General features: G+C 29.7%; 20 protein-coding genes and 1 pseudogene. All 21 read left to right on the forward strand.

All coding sequences use genetic code 11. From position 1 onward, the window contains the following. The first annotated feature begins 292 nt into the window (after window positions 1–292). The 21 genes and pseudogenes from HMPREF1984_RS04295 to HMPREF1984_RS04395 all read left to right on the forward strand — a co-directional run bounded on the left by HMPREF1984_RS04295 (window position 293) and on the right by HMPREF1984_RS04395 (window position 17,717). Window positions 293–679 (forward strand): DUF6314 family protein, encoded by a 387-nt coding sequence (locus HMPREF1984_RS04295; protein WP_156894244.1) that lies wholly within the window; start codon window positions 293–295, stop codon window positions 677–679. A 95-nt stretch (window positions 680–774) separates the two neighbouring features. Beyond that, complete coding sequence (locus tag HMPREF1984_RS04300; protein WP_036099766.1) at window positions 775–1,338, forward strand: D-glycero-beta-D-manno-heptose 1,7-bisphosphate 7-phosphatase; 564 nt, start codon at window positions 775–777, stop codon at window positions 1,336–1,338. A 199-nt stretch (window positions 1,339–1,537) separates the two neighbouring features. Beyond that, window positions 1,538–2,956: a UDP-N-acetylmuramoyl-tripeptide--D-alanyl-D-alanine ligase gene (gene murF / locus HMPREF1984_RS04305; RefSeq protein ID WP_021766683.1), complete on the forward strand. Its 1,419-nt coding sequence runs from the start codon at window positions 1,538–1,540 to the stop codon at window positions 2,954–2,956. Window positions 2,957–3,035: 79 nt separating this feature from the next. Further along, entirely contained in the window at window positions 3,036–4,124 is a 1,089-nt protein-coding gene (gene mraY, locus HMPREF1984_RS04310; protein WP_021766684.1) for a phospho-N-acetylmuramoyl-pentapeptide-transferase, read from the forward strand. A gap of 127 nt (window positions 4,125–4,251) precedes the next feature. Further along, window positions 4,252–5,619 carry a UDP-N-acetylmuramoyl-L-alanine--D-glutamate ligase gene (gene murD / locus HMPREF1984_RS04315; protein ID WP_021766685.1) on the forward strand — a complete coding sequence of 456 codons (1,368 nt, stop codon included), beginning with the start codon at window positions 4,252–4,254 and terminating at the stop codon, window positions 5,617–5,619. A 43-nt stretch (window positions 5,620–5,662) separates the two neighbouring features. After that, window positions 5,663–6,799, forward strand: a complete 1,137-nt coding sequence (locus HMPREF1984_RS04320) for an FtsW/RodA/SpoVE family cell cycle protein (protein ID WP_051314459.1) — start codon at window positions 5,663–5,665, stop codon at window positions 6,797–6,799. A gap of 38 nt (window positions 6,800–6,837) precedes the next feature. Continuing rightward, a complete protein-coding gene (murG, locus tag HMPREF1984_RS04325) occupies window positions 6,838–7,887 on the forward strand; it encodes an undecaprenyldiphospho-muramoylpentapeptide beta-N-acetylglucosaminyltransferase (protein WP_021766687.1) in 1,050 nt (349 codons plus the stop codon). A gap of 31 nt (window positions 7,888–7,918) precedes the next feature. After that, entirely contained in the window at window positions 7,919–9,262 is a 1,344-nt protein-coding gene (gene murC / locus HMPREF1984_RS04330) for a UDP-N-acetylmuramate--L-alanine ligase (protein ID WP_021766688.1), read from the forward strand. 15 nt (window positions 9,263–9,277) lie between these two features. Further along, window positions 9,278–10,135: a UDP-N-acetylmuramate dehydrogenase gene (murB, locus tag HMPREF1984_RS04335; RefSeq protein ID WP_021766689.1), complete on the forward strand. Its 858-nt coding sequence runs from the start codon at window positions 9,278–9,280 to the stop codon at window positions 10,133–10,135. 103 nt (window positions 10,136–10,238) lie between these two features. After that, window positions 10,239–10,916, forward strand: coding sequence for a cell division protein FtsQ/DivIB (locus tag HMPREF1984_RS04340; RefSeq protein WP_021766690.1), 678 nt, complete (start codon window positions 10,239–10,241; stop codon window positions 10,914–10,916). 17 nt (window positions 10,917–10,933) lie between these two features. Next, entirely contained in the window at window positions 10,934–12,118 is a 1,185-nt protein-coding gene (ftsZ, locus tag HMPREF1984_RS04345) for a cell division protein FtsZ (RefSeq protein ID WP_021766691.1), read from the forward strand. Window positions 12,119–12,270: 152 nt separating this feature from the next. Then, the gene (gene rpsF, locus HMPREF1984_RS04350) at window positions 12,271–12,555 is read left to right on the forward strand and encodes a 30S ribosomal protein S6 (protein ID WP_036099768.1); all 285 of its coding nucleotides are present in this window, start codon (window positions 12,271–12,273) and stop codon (window positions 12,553–12,555) included. A gap of 64 nt (window positions 12,556–12,619) precedes the next feature. Beyond that, a complete protein-coding gene (locus tag HMPREF1984_RS04355; RefSeq protein ID WP_021766693.1) occupies window positions 12,620–13,036 on the forward strand; it encodes a single-stranded DNA-binding protein in 417 nt (138 codons plus the stop codon). Window positions 13,037–13,065: 29 nt separating this feature from the next. Continuing rightward, window positions 13,066–13,299, forward strand: coding sequence for a 30S ribosomal protein S18 (gene rpsR / locus HMPREF1984_RS04360; protein WP_021766694.1), 234 nt, complete (start codon window positions 13,066–13,068; stop codon window positions 13,297–13,299). Window positions 13,300–13,561: 262 nt separating this feature from the next. Continuing rightward, window positions 13,562–14,119: a hypothetical protein gene (locus HMPREF1984_RS04365; RefSeq protein WP_036099770.1), complete on the forward strand. Its 558-nt coding sequence runs from the start codon at window positions 13,562–13,564 to the stop codon at window positions 14,117–14,119. Window positions 14,120–14,149: 30 nt separating this feature from the next. Then, a complete protein-coding gene (locus HMPREF1984_RS04370) occupies window positions 14,150–14,740 on the forward strand; it encodes a DUF937 domain-containing protein (RefSeq protein ID WP_021766696.1) in 591 nt (196 codons plus the stop codon). A gap of 260 nt (window positions 14,741–15,000) precedes the next feature. Next, a pseudogene (locus HMPREF1984_RS04375) lies at window positions 15,001–15,416 on the forward strand (YjdF family protein). 228 nt (window positions 15,417–15,644) lie between these two features. Continuing rightward, a complete protein-coding gene (locus tag HMPREF1984_RS04380) occupies window positions 15,645–15,878 on the forward strand; it encodes a hypothetical protein (RefSeq protein WP_198011757.1) in 234 nt (77 codons plus the stop codon). 5 nt (window positions 15,879–15,883) lie between these two features. Next, window positions 15,884–16,429 carry an inorganic diphosphatase gene (locus tag HMPREF1984_RS04385; RefSeq protein WP_021766700.1) on the forward strand — a complete coding sequence of 182 codons (546 nt, stop codon included), beginning with the start codon at window positions 15,884–15,886 and terminating at the stop codon, window positions 16,427–16,429. A 1-nt stretch (window position 16,430) separates the two neighbouring features. Continuing rightward, entirely contained in the window at window positions 16,431–16,646 is a 216-nt protein-coding gene (locus tag HMPREF1984_RS04390; protein WP_021766701.1) for a hypothetical protein, read from the forward strand. 174 nt (window positions 16,647–16,820) lie between these two features. Continuing rightward, window positions 16,821–17,717: a DMT family transporter gene (locus HMPREF1984_RS04395; RefSeq protein WP_021766702.1), complete on the forward strand. Its 897-nt coding sequence runs from the start codon at window positions 16,821–16,823 to the stop codon at window positions 17,715–17,717. The last annotated feature ends 66 nt before the right edge of the window (window positions 17,718–17,783 follow it).

A 17,783-nucleotide genomic window follows, 5' to 3' on the forward strand; every position in this document is an offset into this window, starting at 1 on the left:
AGGGAAAATCGGTCGTCGCCAAACTTTTTTTGTTTTTAAAAGTTTGTATTTAATGTTAATCTGGAGTGGGTCATCACTCTTTTTTTATTATTATCTTTATTTTAATACCTTTTTTTGATATACTGAATATGTAGGTAGATTTAAATTAATTTATAATGTTTTAAATTGGAAATTTAGATAATGATTAAATGAGAATAGGATAGACATGAAATACGATACTTTATATTTTTTTGAGATATTGAAAGGGATGAAAAAGTTTTCTTTTAAATCCAGAAGTTTGGAAAATTCTGAAATGGATTGGAACTATAAAGGAATAGGAAATACAAAAGTAGTTACAGAAACATTTTCTGATGGATATAAAATTTATTATTATGATGAGATTTTTATTGAAAATTATTATGATGAAAATAGAAATTTTATTCTTAAAGATAGAAAAATGTGGTACATGAATAAAAATGAATTAGTTTTTTATCATTTTAGAAATAATAGATATGAGAGAATTTTGGAATTTGTATTTATTGATGATAAGTTTGTATTAAGAGAAAGTTATGAATGTGGTTCTGATACTTATTCTGGGGATGTACAGTTTTTTGACTATGGATTCTGTTTTTCTATTAAAATAAAAGGAAAAAGGAAAGATGAATTAATAGAATATACGTATTATTTGGATAATTATTAGCGAGGGAAAAGAATTAATTTGCTAATTTATATACGGGTATTCACAGGTAATCAAGATATTTTAGAATTAAAATTTATATTATGACAGGTGTTTTTATGAAAAATGATAAATTTGTGATATTTGATAGGGATGGAGTAATTAATATTGAAAAATCTTATCTTTACAAGATTGAGGATTTTGAATATGAAACGGGTGTAATTGAAGGTTTAAAAAAGTTGAAAAAGTTAGGGTATAGGTTTCTGATTATAACAAATCAGGCGGGCATTGCAAAGGGATATTATACGGAAGGAGATTACCTGAAGCTGGAAAAGTTTATTATGGATGATTTAAAAAATAAAGGAATAGATATAGAAAAGACATATTACTGTCCACATCATCCTGAAGGGGAAGGGAGATACCGTAAAGAATGTGAGTGTAGAAAACCAAGTGTAGGGAACTTTTTAAAGGCAATAAATGAATTTTCTATTGATGTAGAGAAATCCTTTATGGTGGGGGATAGAATAACAGATTTAATTCCTGCTGAAAAATTAGGATTTAAGACAGTAATGGTAAAAACTGGATATGGTCTGGAAAATATTTCTAAATTAGCAGATTATGGACTGAAGTCCTTAGTTGTGGAAAATATTAATGAATTTGCAGATTTATTAATGAAAAAATAAGTTATTAGTTAGTTATATATGTGATGAAATAGGTAAAATTAGCTAAGAATGTATTGATATTTAAATATGAATATTGTTATTTGGAGAAGTTCTTCCGAGTAGTTCAAAATTTTTATAAAAATCTTCCAAATATATTGAAAAAAAGAATTTCAAATGCTATAATCTTATAATATAACAATGTATTTATTGGAGATAATTTATGGATAGGAAAGATATATTTTGTGAAATTGTAAAGTGTGAATGTGATAAAAAATTTATAAATATAAAAAGAATTATAATGAATTCTAAAGAAGTTGAAAAAGATGATTTATTTGTAGCAATAAGAGGGGGAAATAAGTTTACGGGGGAAGCTCTTGAAAAAGGGGCATATGTAGTTTACGATGATAAAGATATTCAAATTGAAGAAAAGTTTAAAGAAAAAGCTTTTTATGTAAATGACAGTGTAGAATTTTTACAGGAATTTGCAGAAAAGTGGCGTAAAAATCTCAATTTAAAGGTAATTGGGATAACAGGAAGTAATGGAAAAACAACAGTGAAGGATATGATATATCATCTTTTATCTGTAAAATATAAAGGTAAAAAAACAGAAGGGAATTATAATAACCATATTGGATTACCCTTCACTTTGTTGCGTGCGGAAAAAGGTGATGATTTTATTATACTTGAAATGGGTATGAGCGGTTTTGGAGAAATAGACCTTCTTGGAAAAATTTCTTCACCTGATATAAGTGTAATAACAAATATTGGAGAATCTCATTTGGAGTTTCTGAAAACAAAGAAAAATGTATTTAAGGCAAAAACAGAAATAATTCCTCATACAAAGGAAACATTAGTTATAAATGGCGATGATGAATATCTTAAGGATATTGATGAAAATAGTCTGAAGGAAAATGGATTAAAAACAGTAAAAATTTTAAATATGGGAAATGATAAAAATCATATGGAAAATATTAAAAAGTCAGTTAAATCAAATAATGATTTTTATTATGGAGATATTGATTTCAATGAAGTTGAGACAAAGTTTACGTTGGAATATTTTGATGAAAACTGTAAAAAATGGACTCATAAGTTTTATAATACGAATGTATTAGGAGAACATAATATTTTAAATTTAACTATAGCTGTTTCTGTAGCAAAAGAGATGGCTTTAGGAGATGAAGAAATAGAAAAAGCTGTAAAAGATATAGTTTTAACAAATATGAGATTTCAAATTATTACAAAAGGGAAAACAACATATATAAATGATGCATATAATGCAAGTCCTATGTCTATGAAGAAATCTTTAGAGACATTTTCAAAAATATACAATGACAGGGAAAAAATAGCAGTAATCGGTGATATGCTTGAACTTGGTGAGCAGGAAGGGGAATTACATGCTTCAATTTTTGATGTAATAGTAAATACTAATTTAAATAGACTTTATCTATATGGTCCAAGAATGAGATTTCTATATGACAGAATAAGGGAAAATTCTAATAATGAAAATATTAAAAAAATTGAAACAGAATATTTTGAAAGTAAAGAACAGATAAAGGAAAAACTGGAAGGGATAAAAGAGGAAAAGGTAGTATTGATTAAGGCTTCAAGAGGAATGAAACTGGAAGAGGTTATGGAATAGAAATATATAATTATTAAATAAACTATGGAAAGGAGCTATGTGGAATCGTAGACAAATTTAGATTACCACATAAGATGAGATGTTATATTTATTACAATCATTATTTATAAATAATTGGGGAGTTTTAAGAATATTTAAGTCAATAACAATAAGAGCTTCAATAGCTTTTATAATAGCATTTGTATTTATGCTTATTTTTGGAAAGCCTTTTATTAAATGGCTGAAGAAGAAAAAATATGGAGATACTGCAAGGGAAGAAGGACCCCAGTCACATTTCAGTAAATCTGGAACGCCAACGATGGGAGGTCTTTTAATAATAGGTGCAATAATTTTTTCTACACTGATAGCAGGTAATTTTACAAATAAATTTATTATTTTTCTGTTTATTATAACAATTTTATTTACTACAATAGGATTTTATGACGATTATTTGAAACTTACGAAACATAAGAATGGACTTTCAGGAAAGAAAAAAATATTAGGCCAGTTTATAATTACAGGACTTACTTTTGCATTTATCTGTAAGTATGGGGTAATAAATAAGACATTGGATTTTTCAATAGTAAACCCTCTTATAAAAGGATCATTCCTATATATAACACCAGTATTATTCTTTGTATTTATGCTTTTTGTTATAATAGGATCTTCAAATGCAGTAAATCTTACAGACGGTCTTGATGGACTTGTAAGTGGACCGATTATAGTAGTAAGTGTTACATTACTTATAATAACTTACTTGACAGGGCATTATGAATATGCAAAATACTTAAATTTGTATTATGTAAGGGAAAGTGCTGAAATTACCGTGTATCTTGCTTCAGTTATTGGAGCGTTAATTGGGTTTTTATGGTATAATTTCTATCCTGCACAAATGTTCATGGGAGATACAGGATCTCTTACATTAGGTGGAATATTGGGAATAATAGTTATATTCCTGAAACAGGAACTGTTACTGCCGATAGCAGGATTTATATTTATCATGGAAGCACTTTCAGTAATGATACAGGTTTGGCACTATAAAACATTTAAAAAGAGAGTATTCAGAATGGCGCCTATACATCACCATTTTGAAATGCTGGGAATACCTGAAACAAAAGTTACTATCAGATTCTGGATTGTAACTATTATGACGTGTCTTCTGACATTTGTAATATTGAAATTAAGATAGGAATGTAAATTTTATAATATAAAAACTTTATAATTATGACAGAAACCGCAACAATAAAGTCATATAATATTCAGATTAGTTTAAATCATGGGGAAAAAGACTGTATAATGAAAAGAGGAAAGTAAAAATGGAAAAGGCGGTAGTATTTGGTGCAGGACTGAGTGGACTTGGAGCCAAAGAATTATTAGAAAAAAAAGGTTATGAAGTATATCTGGTAGATGATAAAAATGGAATGCCTTCAAGTGAGGCAATGGAACTTTTAGATAAGGAAAAGATAGAATTTATCGTAAAAAGTCCTGGAATTCCATGGAAAGTGGAATTACTTGTAAAGGCTAAAGATAAAAATATAAAGATAATTTCAGAAATAGATCTGGCGTATAAGTATATGGATAAAAACATAAAGGTCATTTCTTTTACAGGAACAAATGGTAAAACAACGACAGCCACTAAAATGTATGAACTGTTGGAATATGCAGGAAAAAAGGCTAGACTTGCAGGAAATGCAGGATTCTCTTTTGCAAAGCTTGTAGCTGATGAAGAAGAACTTGAATATATTGTTCTGGAATTAAGCAGCTATCAGCTTGAAAACAACCCGCAGATACATTCACACATAGCTGGAATAATAAACCTTACTCCGGATCATCTTGCAAGATATGATTCTGTTGAAGAATATTACATTACAAAATTCAATATTTTTTCCAGACAGACAGAACAGGATTTTGCACTTATTAATCTGGATGATGAAGTTTTTAAGAAGTTATATGATGAAAAAGAATTATGGAAAAATATAAAATCGGAAAAAATTTATTTAAGCAAAGAAAAAAAGGGTAATGTATTTGTTATGGATGGAATAGTCTATACAATGAAAAATCTTGAAAAAAAAGCGGATGAAGTGAAAAATGAAGATATTCATGAATATGCAGAAGCCCTTATACCTGTTAGGGAACTTTCATTAAAAGGAAGCCATAATCTTGAAAATATGCTGTTTTTAATAGGAGCGGCAAAGATACTGGGAATACCTGATGAAAAAACGGTTGAATTTTTAAAAACAACAAAGGCTCTGGAACATCGTCTTGAAAACTTTTTCATCAAAGGGAAAACAGTTTTTATAAATGATTCAAAAGGAACTAATGTTGAGTCAACATTAAAGGCGATAGATTCTTTTGATAACTCCATTATATTAATTTTAGGAGGAGATGATAAGAAAATATCCAACAGGGAACTGGTTGAAAGAATAAAGGAAAGAGTTGACAGTGTCTATCTGATAGGAGATAATGCACCTCTTCTTATAAAGGATATGGAAGAAGTGGGGTATAAAAATTATAGAAATATGGAAACTTTAGAAAATATACTTGACTATTTTAAGAAAAATATGGATTTTTCTAAAGAGCAGACAGTATTATTTTCGCCGGCAACATCAAGTTTCTGTCAGTTTAAAAATTTTGAGCATCGGGGAAACGTCTTTAAGGAACTGACAGTAAAGGTTTTGGGATAATAATAGCTTTTATGATAATAATGAATAATAATAGGAGAAAAAATTGAAAAATAAAAGAATGTTAGGAACAACCCTTATAATTGTAATGATAATTTTAATGGGGCTGAGTATCGCCATGATAGCAAGCGTAAGTTTTCCAAAAGGATATAAGGACTATAAAAATAATTATTATTTTGTAACGAAGCAGATTATCTGGTTTGGGTTTGGAACGTTGGCTTTTTGGATAACATCAAAATTTAAGTATACATGGTATAAAAAAATAAAGGGATATTTATATTTAATAGGTGCTGCACTTCTTATAGCGGTTCTTTTTTCGAAGGAAGTAAATGGAGCTAGAAGATGGTTTACATTGGGAGGATTCAGGATGCAGCCGTCGGAACTGGCAAAATTAATAATAATAATATTTCTGGCTGGAATAATAGATTACTGTGAAAGAAAAAAAATAAACACTCAAAAATTTAATTTTTTTATGAGACAGTTAATTCCGTTACTGGTATATGTAGTTCTTATTATAGCTGAAAAAGCATTCAGCAGCACGGTTCAGATAGCTTTTATAGGTATGGCAATGATATTTGTCTCAGGAGTGAACATAGCTCAGTTTCTTACGTTGCTCTTAGCGGCAGGATTTGCCGGAATGATAAGTATAATGAGTACGCCGTACAGGATGAAAAGGTTTATAGGATTTAAATCACCTGAGTTGAACTATCAGGCACAACAATCACTTATAGCAATAGGAAGCGGAAAACTTATTGGTAAATTTTATGGAAATGGATTGCAGAAGTTTTTCTATCTTCCGGAAATTCATACAGATTATATATTTGCAGGGTATGCGGAAGAAATGGGATTTGTAGGTTCAATAATTCTCCTTCTGATTTATATTGTCCTGCTGTCTGTAATTTTAATAACGTTAGTTGAAAAAAAGGATAGATATGCTAAATATATTCTGACAGGAATATTTGTAATGTTTTCTTCCCAAATACTGGGAAATATAGCTGTTGTGTCAAATATAGTACCTTCAACCGGTATACCTTTACCACTTTTAAGTTATGGAGGAAGTACGACAATTGTAACAATGGCCGCACTGGGAATAGTGTATAACATTATAAAATCATTATATGCAGAAGAGGAACAGGAAAGACTGAAAAAAGAAAGAATTCAGGAAGAAAATCAGGAAGCTTAAGTTTTAAATTACAAAAAAGAAAGAAGTGGAGAAATAATATGAAAAAAGTAGTATTTACAACAGGAGGAACAGGAGGGCACATATATCCTGCCCTATCTATTGCAAGAAAATTAAGGGAAAAAAATACGGAAGTATTATTTATAGGAACAAAGCATAGAATGGAAAAGGAACTGGTGCCAAATGAAAACTTTAAATTTATAGGACTTGATGTACTACCTTTAAGATCCATAATTTCTTTTTTTAAAATGGCAGGTGCTATATTTAAAACAATAGGAATATTGAAAAAGGAAAAACCTACAGAAATAATAGGTTTTGGAAATTATATAACAATACCTGTTCTTGTGGCGGCGATAGTATTGAGAATACCTTACTATCTACAGGAACAGAACTGTACAATGGGTCAGGCAAATAAATATTTTTACAAATGGGCCAGAAAAGTATTTATAGCTTTTGAAAATACACTGAACCACATACCTGAAAAGTATAAAACAAAATTTGTTGTAACTGGTAACCCGTTAAGAGAAGAATTTTACACTAAAGATAAAAATGAAGAAAGAAAAAATCTTGAAATAGGAGAAGATGAAAAGGTTATTCTTGTAATTGGAGGCAGCCTGGGAGCTAAAAGTATAAATGAAGCAGTTATAAAAAATTGGGAAAAAATAATATCTGATGAAAAAATAAAATTATTCTGGGGAACAGGAAAGGATAATTTTGAAGAAAATACATACAGAATGAAAAATTTTGGTAATTCAGTAGTTAAACCTTATTTTAACAATGTTGCAGATATAATGTCTGCATCAGATTTAGTAATATGCAGGGCAGGAGCTTCAACTATTTCTGAGCTTATTCAGCTGGAAAAACCGTCAATATTGATTCCTTATGATTTTGTTGGTCAGAAGGAAAATGCTGATGTTCTGGAATATGTGAACGGAGCAAAGATATTTACAAATGAAACTGCGGATAAGGCGGTCGAGGAAGCAATGACTCTTGTAAAACAGGATGAAATGCTGGAATTTATGAAGGAAAATATAAGAAAACTTAAAAAAGGTAATGCGGCTGATACAATAATACATGAAATGGGACTATAATAACATATAAAATAGAGGAAGAGAGGCAGAGATGTTAACGAATGTCAGAAATGTTTATTTCAGTGGAATAAACGGTATAGGAATGAGTGGACTTGCAAAAATTCTTGTAAAGGAAGGTTATAATGTGGCAGGTTCAGATCTTGAAAGAAAAGCCATAACTCAGGAAATGGAAGAAATGGGAATTAAAATATATATAGGTCAGGTTGAGGAAAATGTTAAGGATAAAGGAATAGACTTATTTGTCTATTCTACTGCAATAAGGGAAACAAATCCTGAATATAAATATGTTGTGGAAAATAATATAAAAAAGATAAAAAGAGGACAGCTTCTTGCAGAAATAATGAATAAATTTGAAGGAATTGCCGTTGCAGGAACTCATGGGAAAACTACTACAAGCTCAATGATGAGCGTGGCTTTTCTGGAAAAGGATCCTTTTATCGTTGTTGGTGGTATAATTCCTGAAATTAACAGTAACAGTAAAATAGGAAATTCAGAATATTTTATCGCTGAAGCAGATGAAAGTGATAACTCATTTCTGTATATAAAGCCTAAGTATTCTGTTGTTACAAATGTGGAGCCGGATCATCTTGAACATCATGGAACTTATGAAAATATAAAGAGATCTTTTGAAAAATTTATTGACAGTACTGAAAAGTTAGCTCTTCTTTGTAAAGACTGTGCTGAAATACCAGAACTTAACATAAAAAATAAAAATATAATATGGTACAGTGTAAAAAGGGAAGATGCACATATATTTGCAACAAATATAAGAGTTATTGACGGACATACAAAATATGAAGTAATAAAAAATGGTAAGAATTTAGGAGAATTTGAACTTTCCATTCCTGGAGAGCATAATGTTTCAAATTCGCTTCCGGTTATATATCTTGCACATGAAATGAACTGTAATATGGAAACTGTTAAGGAAAGATTACTTAATTTCAAGGGGGCAAATAGAAGATATCAGGTAATTTATGATAATAATATAAGAATAATAGATGATTATGCACATCATCCAACAGAAATAAAAGTAACTATTGATGCGGCACAGGAAACAGAAAAAGGGAAAATAACATTGATTTTCCAGCCACACAGATATAGCAGAACAAAATTTTTCTTTGATGATTTTGCAAAAGCATTAGGAAGAATTGATAATCTGGTTTTACTACCAATTTATGCGGCAAGTGAAGATAACACATATGGTGTCACTTCTGAATCTCTTGCTGAAAAAATAGGTAACGGGGCAAGAGTATGCAGCGAAGCTGAAATAGAAGAAATGATAAGAAATAACAGGGAAACTGATGATACATATATATTCATGGGAGCAGGAAGTATTTCAAAATTGGCCCATGATATAATAGACAGATTAAAATAAGGAGATTTTAGTTAAATGAGAATTCTTAAAGACGTTGAAATGAAAGAATATTCACACATGAAAGTCGGAGGGACAGCCAAGGAATTAATATTTATCGAAGATAGAAATGAATTTAAGGAAGTTTTATCCACAAGGGATAGAGTATATTTTTTAGGAAATGGAACAAATACTCTGATTGATGATGGATACTTGGATATAAGTTTTATATCTCTTAAAAACTTTCAAAATATAACAGTTGAGGAAAAAACAGATGAATATGATTTAGTCAGAGTGGAAGCAGGTCTTGATCTTGATGATCTGATAGACTACATGGAAAAAAATGACTATACAGGGCTGGAAAATATAACAGGAATTCCCGGTTCAGTGGGAGGACTTGTAAATATGAATGGAGGGGCCTACGGTACTGAAATTTTTGACTGTATTGAAGAAGTTGAAATATGCGATTCTGAAGGGGAAATTAGGAAATTAAAAAAATCAGAACTGACATTTAAATATAGAACTACAGAAATCAAAGAAAAAAAATGGATTGTAGTTTCTGCATTATTTAAATTTAAAAGAGGTTTTGACAAGGAATGTGCAGAAGATAAGAGAAATCAGAGGGAAACTAAGCATCCGCTTGATTATCCAAACTTGGGAAGTACATTTAAAAATCCTGAAGGAACTTTTGCGGCACAGCTTATATCTGATGCAGGGCTGAAAGAATACAGAGTGGGTGATGCACAGGTTGCTTTTAAACATCCTAACTTCATAATTAATCTGGGAAATGCTAAATTTTCTGATGTAATGGAAGTTATAGCCCATGTAAAAAAAGTAGTTTCTGAAAAATTTAATATTAATCTGGAAACAGAAATAATTATTTTGAAAAATAATTAAACCAAAAAAAAATAAATTTTATAAAAATTAATTATTTTTTTATAAAGTAATTGAATAATGTTGAAAAAAAGTGTATAATAAAAATAATGTTGTGGAGTAAATTATGAAAAAAACAATAAAAACTTTGGCTGTATTCGGTTTAATAATAAGTGGGATTTATTTTGGTAAGTGGTTTATCCAGACTGATTATTTCAAAATTAGGGAAATTCCAGTTACTGGAGATAACGCACTGCTGAAAAGAGATATTGTAAGTAAACTTGAGAAGCTGAAAGGTGAGAACATCGTCTATATTGATACAAAAAAACTGGAAAAAATGATAAAGGAAGATGCAAGAGTAAAAAGTGTCACAATTCAGAAGATATTTCCAAGTAAGCTTAAGATAAATATAGAGGAACGGAAACTTTACGTATATGCAGACAATGGAAGTGATAAATTTTTAGCTGACAGTGACTTAAACCTGTTTGGATATATGAATGAAGTGAAACTTCAAGGGATACCAACCGTAACTTATAAAAATGAAGAATCAAAGAAGGATATGAAAATTATACTTTCTAAAATAAAAAATAAAGATTTGTATGATATGATATCAGAAATAAAAAAATCAGATGATCAGAAGGAAAATAAGTATGAATTAGTACTTATAGATGGAGTAAAGATTATAACAGATACATTAGTAAATGAAAAAAAGTACGATGAAATATATAAATCCTACAAAAAAATAAAGAGCGATCAGGCAATCCAGTACATAGATATAAGATTTAAATATTTTAATGTAAAATAATTCAGGAGGATAACAGAATGGAGAATTCTTTTAACAATACCAATATATTAGAAGAAATGGAAGAAATAACATCTAACGTTGCACAGCTGAAGGTAGTAGGAGTAGGTGGAGCTGGAGGCAATGCAGTAAATGATATGCTGGAAAGCGGAATTACAGGAGTAGAATTTATAGCTATAAATACAGACCTGCAGGACTTGAACAGATCTAAAACTCAGACAAAAGTATTGTTAGGAAAAGGAACAGGTGCAGGAGCTATACCTGAAAAGGGGCGTATTGCGGCAAAAGAATCAGAAGAAAAAATAAAACAGGTTCTGGAAGGAACAGATATGTTATTTATCACAGCAGGAATGGGTGGAGGAACAGGAACAGGTGCATCTCCAGTTGTTGCTGAAATAGCTAAAAGCATGGGAATACTTACTGTAGCTGTAGTTACTAAACCTTTTGATTTTGAAGGGCCTTTTAAAAGAAAGAATGCTGATGAAGGAGTAGAAAATCTGAAGAAATTTGTAGACACTCTAATTGTGATACCTAACCAGCAGTTGTATAAATTACCAAAAATAAATATTTCACTGAAAAATGCCTTTAAGGAAGCAAATAATGTTTTGAGAATAGGGATAAAAGGAATATCAGACCTTATAACAAAACAGGGGTTTGTAAACCTTGACTTTGCTGATGTAAAGACAGTAATGAAAGATTCAGGAATTGCAATGCTTGGATTTGGGGAAGCAAGTGGAGATGGAAGAGCGAAGGCTGCAACAGAGCAGGCTTTAAACAGTCCATTACTTGAAAAATCAATAGAAGGTGCAAGAAAAATATTGTTAAATATAACATCTGGTGAAGATATGGGACTTGATGAAGTAACAGAAGTATCAGAAACAATATATAAGAAAACAGGAAATGCAGAAGCAACTCTTATCTGGGGAGCAATACTTGAAAAAGATGAAAACGAGACAGAAGAAAGTCAGGCTAATTTTGACAAACCTAAAGGATATTTCAGAGTATCATTGATAGCAACAGATTTTCAGGAAAATGAAGCTCCAAAGGAAAAGTTAGAAAAAGAAGAGACTTCTGAAAATAATGATGGACAGAATAACAATGAACCTGAAAATGTAGGAAAAGCAGAAACAAATCATGAAGATAAAAAGAGATCAGGACAGGGAGAGTACATTGTACCGTCATTCTTTGAGCAGAATTTAGAATAAAAAATATAGAAAAAAGGTAAAAAAGTAAGCAAAATTTAAATTCACATATGGTGAATAAAATATTATCTTGATTTTATTCAATATTTTTGATAAAATAAAAAGACCTGCTCTATTTTAGATAGGGCTAAAAAGCCGAAGGAAAGGAGAAAGAAATGAGAAATTACGAAATTATGTTTATACTTTCTACACAGTTAACTGATGAAGAAAAACAAGCTGGAGTAAAATTAGTTGAAGATACTTTAGCTAAAGCAGGAGCTGTAGAAATTAAAACAGAAGTTTGGGGAGAAAGAAAATTAGCTTATCCTATAAAGAAAAAAGAAAATGGGTACTATGTTCTTACTTTATTCCAAATGGATGGAACAGGATTAACTGAAGTAGAAGCTAAATTAAACATTACAGAATCAATATTAAAATATATGATAGTTAAAAATGACTAATCATAAATAGACGGGGGTTATAATTTAATTTATAATAAATTAAAATTTTCGAGGGGGTAAAATTATGAACCATGTTACATTAATGGGAAGATTAACAAGAGATCCTGAAATGAGTTACTTACAATCAGGAAAAGCTTTCAGTAAATTTACTGTAGCTGTAAGTAGAGAATTTAACAGAGAGGAAGCAGATTTTATTAACTGTACTGCCTGGGGAAAAACTGCTGAGACAATAGCTGAGTACCTGAGAAAAGGTAGAAGGATCGCTCTTCAGGGAAGATTAAGTGTCAACAGTTATGAAAAAAATGGTGAAACAAGATGGTCAACAGAAGTAATTGTAGACAAGTTTGAATTTGTAGATACTGTAAATTCTACAGGAGGACAAAGTTCTTATACGCAGCCAAAAAAATCTGAAAACTCATTTGCAAATAATAATAATAACGACAATGACGAAATAATGGATGATGATGATTTTCCATTTTAATCAGGAAAAAAACAGGAGGTGACAACGGTATGAAACCGACTACTGAATTTAAAAGAAGAAAAAGAAGACCAAAAGTAAAATTTAAAGTAGAAGATATAAATTATAAAAATGTAGATTTATTGAAAAATTTTATGAATGATAAAGGTAAGATTTCACCTGCAAGAGTTACAGGTCTGGAAGCTAAAATTCAAAGAAAAATAGCAAAAGCTATAAAGAGATCAAGACAAATAGCTTTAATGCCTTATACAAGAATAGAAAAATAAAATTTTATGGACTATTGAAAGAATGAGAAAATTTACTTTTAATAGTCTTTTTATTATATAAATATCAGAATTAGAAAACGGAAGAAGTCTTATAATAGAACATCATATAAAGAAAAGATAGATTTTAAAGGATAACTATGTTGAATTTATTTTTTCGGTTTATAGTCAATTATAAGAAAAATCATATGAAAAATAATCTTTCTTTTTGTTTTAATATAGTATAATTACACTACAAATATAGATAAAACGGATGGGTGGTAAAATGAAAAGCAAAAAAAAATGGCTTATAGCGTTTTTTTTAATGTTGATTCTTCTTTCGTGCGGAAAAAAAGAAAACAAAGGAAGTAACGTAGAAAATAAAAGTAATACAGAACAGTCTGAGGAACAGCTGGCAACTTTTAAAGATAAGTCAATAGAGAGAGTAATAAGTGATTTTGAAATAATTTCTAAAGAAAATAAAATTAAACTTGATAAATTTGAAAATCTGAAATATGAAAATCAGAATTTTTACATGGCAGAAATTCCTTCAAAAGCAGACAGTAATTATACAATATCCTATCAGGGAATAGATATAAAAGGCCTTGTATTAAAGGTTGGAGTTGTAAATAACTCTGATCTTGCTATGATTGAAGATATGGTTGTAAATTTGATTGAAGTTTCAGATAAAAGAATAGCAGAAGATGAAGCAAGGGCAATATATGCAGGGCTTTTATCTGATATAAAGGAAGATAAGCTTTCAAATTCTGCAAAATATAAAAATGGGATTACATATTCTGTTAAAATAGAAAAAACAGGAGCACTTATATTTTCTGCACAGTAATATAATAAAATTAGACGGAAAGGATGAAATATGAATTTAGAAGCATTATTAGGCCTGCTGCAAGGGCAGGATTTAGGTCAGCTTGCAGAACAGGTTGGAGGAAATGAAGGACAGGTAAAAAATGGAGTAATGGCTGCATTACCGGCAATGCTGACAGCATTGAGCAAAAATACAGGAACAGAAAAAGGTGCTCAGGAATTAAATAATGCACTGGAAACAAAACATGATGGTTCAATTCTTAATAATTTGTCAGGATATTTAAGCAATCCTGATTTAAAAGATGGAGCAGGTATATTAAATCATTTATTTGGAAGCCAGACATCAAATGTTGCAAATGCAGTTTCACAGTCAAGCGGACTGGATTCAAATGGAAGCATGAAAATGTTGCAGATGCTTGCACCAGTTCTTATGGGAATGCTGGGACAGCAAAAAAAGCAGAATAATTTGGATGCAGAAGGAATAGGAAATCTTACTTCCATGCTTGCATCAAATTTTGGCTCAGAAGCAGGAGCTTCAGGAATTATGGAAGCAGTTACTAATCTTCTGGATGCAAATAAAGATGGAAATGTAATGGATGATATAATGGGAATGGTTGGAAAATTATTTGGTGGAAGTAAATAGATAAGTAAAATGGGAATACTTAAAATCGGGAAGATAAAAGTACTCTCATTTTTTATTTAACAAGTTATTTGTGAGAAATAAAATTAAAAATTGAAATATTACATGAAAATATTATATAATAACTTTGCGAAGATAAAAACACAACGTATTTTAATTATACAGTTCCAGTTGGTAGTCTGGACACAGTTAAAACTGTAAGTAACCTTCCTCCTTGGGTCGTCCATTCTTTGCTCATTAAATTTTAAGGAGGAACTATTATTATGGGTAAAATTTCAGGGAAACTTACTGTATTTTTTGAAGACCCTTTTTGGATAGGAATATTTGAAAAAATAACAGATAATAAGTTGTCTGTTTATAAAGTTACTTTTGGCTCTGAACCAAAAGATTATCAAATTTATGATTTTATTTTGAAAAAGTATGACAATCTAAAATTTAGTGATACTGTTTCAATTAATATAAAAGAAAAAATAATTAATCCTAAAAGACTTCAAAAAGAGATAAGTAAAACTATTAAAAAAGGGAAAATAAGTACAAAATCCCAGGAAATATTAAAGTTAGAACATGAAAAAAATAAAATTGAAAAGAAAAAGAATAACAGAAAGCAAAGAGAAGCAGAAAAAAACGTAAATTTCAAATAAAACAGCAGAAAAAAACAGAAAAACACAAAGGAAGATAGAACATGAAAGGACATCAAAATGGATAGTCAGGAAAATGAGCAAAATGAAAAAAGTGCCAAGATAAGGCTTATGACGGCGATGTTTATTTTTGGGACAATTGGAATAGAAGAAATATATTATTTGAGAAAAAATGGTTAAAGACAGGAGATATAGGTTATTTTAATGAAAAGAAAGATTTGATATTATTAGGAAGAAAAAATAATATTATAAAAAATAGAGGATTTCAAATGTGTCTAGAAGAAATTGAAAGTTATTTAAAAGATAAGTATCATTTAAATTCTTTATTAATTAAAAAAAAAGAATTAATATTAATAATAGAAGGAGATGGAAATAATATAAGAAAAGATAGAGCTTTAAATGATTTAAAAATTAAATTTTCTAGTTACAAGATACCAGACAAAATAGAAATTATAAAAAGATTTGAAAGAACGGTCACTGGCAAAATTAAAATAAAGGTGTAAATGAAATGAAAAAGAATATATTAAAAATACTGAAAAAAAATAAAATAAAAGATGAGGAAGAAAATATTATAGTAGATTCATTAGAATTTATAAGATTAATAGTAGATTTAGAAGAAAGTTATAAAATAAAATTTGATGATGAAGATTTAATTTTTGAAAATTTTTCTTCAATAAATCGAATTATTGAAATAATAAAAAAAAGGAAGTTATTAAATTATAAAAATTATCTAAATCAAAAAATAAAAGTGAAAGTAGATAGAAAATTAGGAGATAAACATCCGGAATACGAGTATATTTATTCTTTAAATTATGGTTATATTCCTAATACTGAAAGTGAAGACGGTGAAGAAATAGATGTTTATATTTTAGGGGAGTTTGATCCATTAGAAGAATTTGAAGGAGTATGTCGGGCGATAATTTACAGAGTAGATGATATAGAAAATAAATTAATTGTTACTGCGGAGGATAAAAAATATTCAAGTGATCAAATAAAAGCTCTTGTAGAGTTTCAAGAAAGATTTTTTAAGACAGAAATAATAATGGAGAAATAATATGGAAATAATAATTTTTTTAACTGTATCACCAGAAAGTCATAGAACAGCAGAAGAAAATTTAGGAATTGAATATTTAGCATCAAATTTTGGATCAGAAGCGGGAGCATCAGGAATTATGGATGTTGTTACAAATCTTCTGGATGCAAATAAAGATGGAAATGTAATGGATGATATAATGGGAATGGTTGGAAAATTCTTTGGTGGAAACAAATAGATAAGTAAAATGAGAATACTTTGAAGATGAAAAAATAAGAGTAGTCTCATTTTTTATTTAACAGCTTATTTGGAAAAAATAAAATTAAAAATTGAAAAATAGTATAAAAGTATTATATAATAACTTTGCGAAGAGAAAAACACAAAGGAAGATAGAATACGAAAGGACATCATCATGGAAAGACAGGATAATGGACAAAATGAGAAAAATGCCAAAATAAGGCTTATGGCCGCAATGTTTATTTTTGGAACAATTGGAATATTTGTAAGGAATATTCCGCTGCCATCAAGTGTAATAGCACTTGCAAGGGGAATTATCGGTACATTGTTTCTGATAATTTTTACAGGAATTAAGAAAATAAAGATTTCATTTGATGAGATAAAAAATAATCTGATAATTTTATGTCTATCGGGAATGCTTATCGGAATACACTGGATTTTCCTATTTGAAGCATATCATCATACAACGGTTGCAATAGCGACTTTATGTTATTATCTGGCACCTGTTTTTGTTATTATTGCTTCTCCTTTTATACTGAAGGAAAAATTGTCATTAAAACAGGCAGTATGTGTAGCGGTAGCTCTTGTGGGAATGATTTTTGTCTCGGGAGTCCTTAAAAAAGGGGGACTGGAAAATCTTCAGATGACAGGGATAATATTCGGGATAGGAGCCGCGGCAATATATGCAACAGTGGTTATTCTGAATAAACATCTGAAACAGATATCTTCCTATGCAATGACCATCATGCAGCTGGGAATGGCGGTAATGGTACTGGCACCCTATACATTCCTGACTCAGGATGTGGGAAAACTGACTTTCAGTTTTATGACAATTATATTGCTGGGAGTTGTAGGGATTGTAAATACAGGAATAACATATGGACTTTATTTTTCAGGAATAAAGGAACTTAAGGCACATACAATAGCTATTTTCAGCTATATAGACCCAATCGTTGCTATTTTTCTTTCAATAATAGTTTTAAGGGAAAAACCTGATATATTTACAATTATTGGAGGAGCACTTATTCTAGGCTCAACATTGGTAAGCGAACTGTCATCACATGGGAAATAGGTAACAACAGGAAATATTTTTAATAAAAAGGTTTTAGTAGATTAAATATAAATGGGGAACTGAAGG

This window comes from Leptotrichia sp. oral taxon 215 str. W9775 (assembly GCF_000469505.1).
Taxonomy (GTDB): Bacteria; Fusobacteriota; Fusobacteriia; order Fusobacteriales; family Leptotrichiaceae; genus Leptotrichia_A.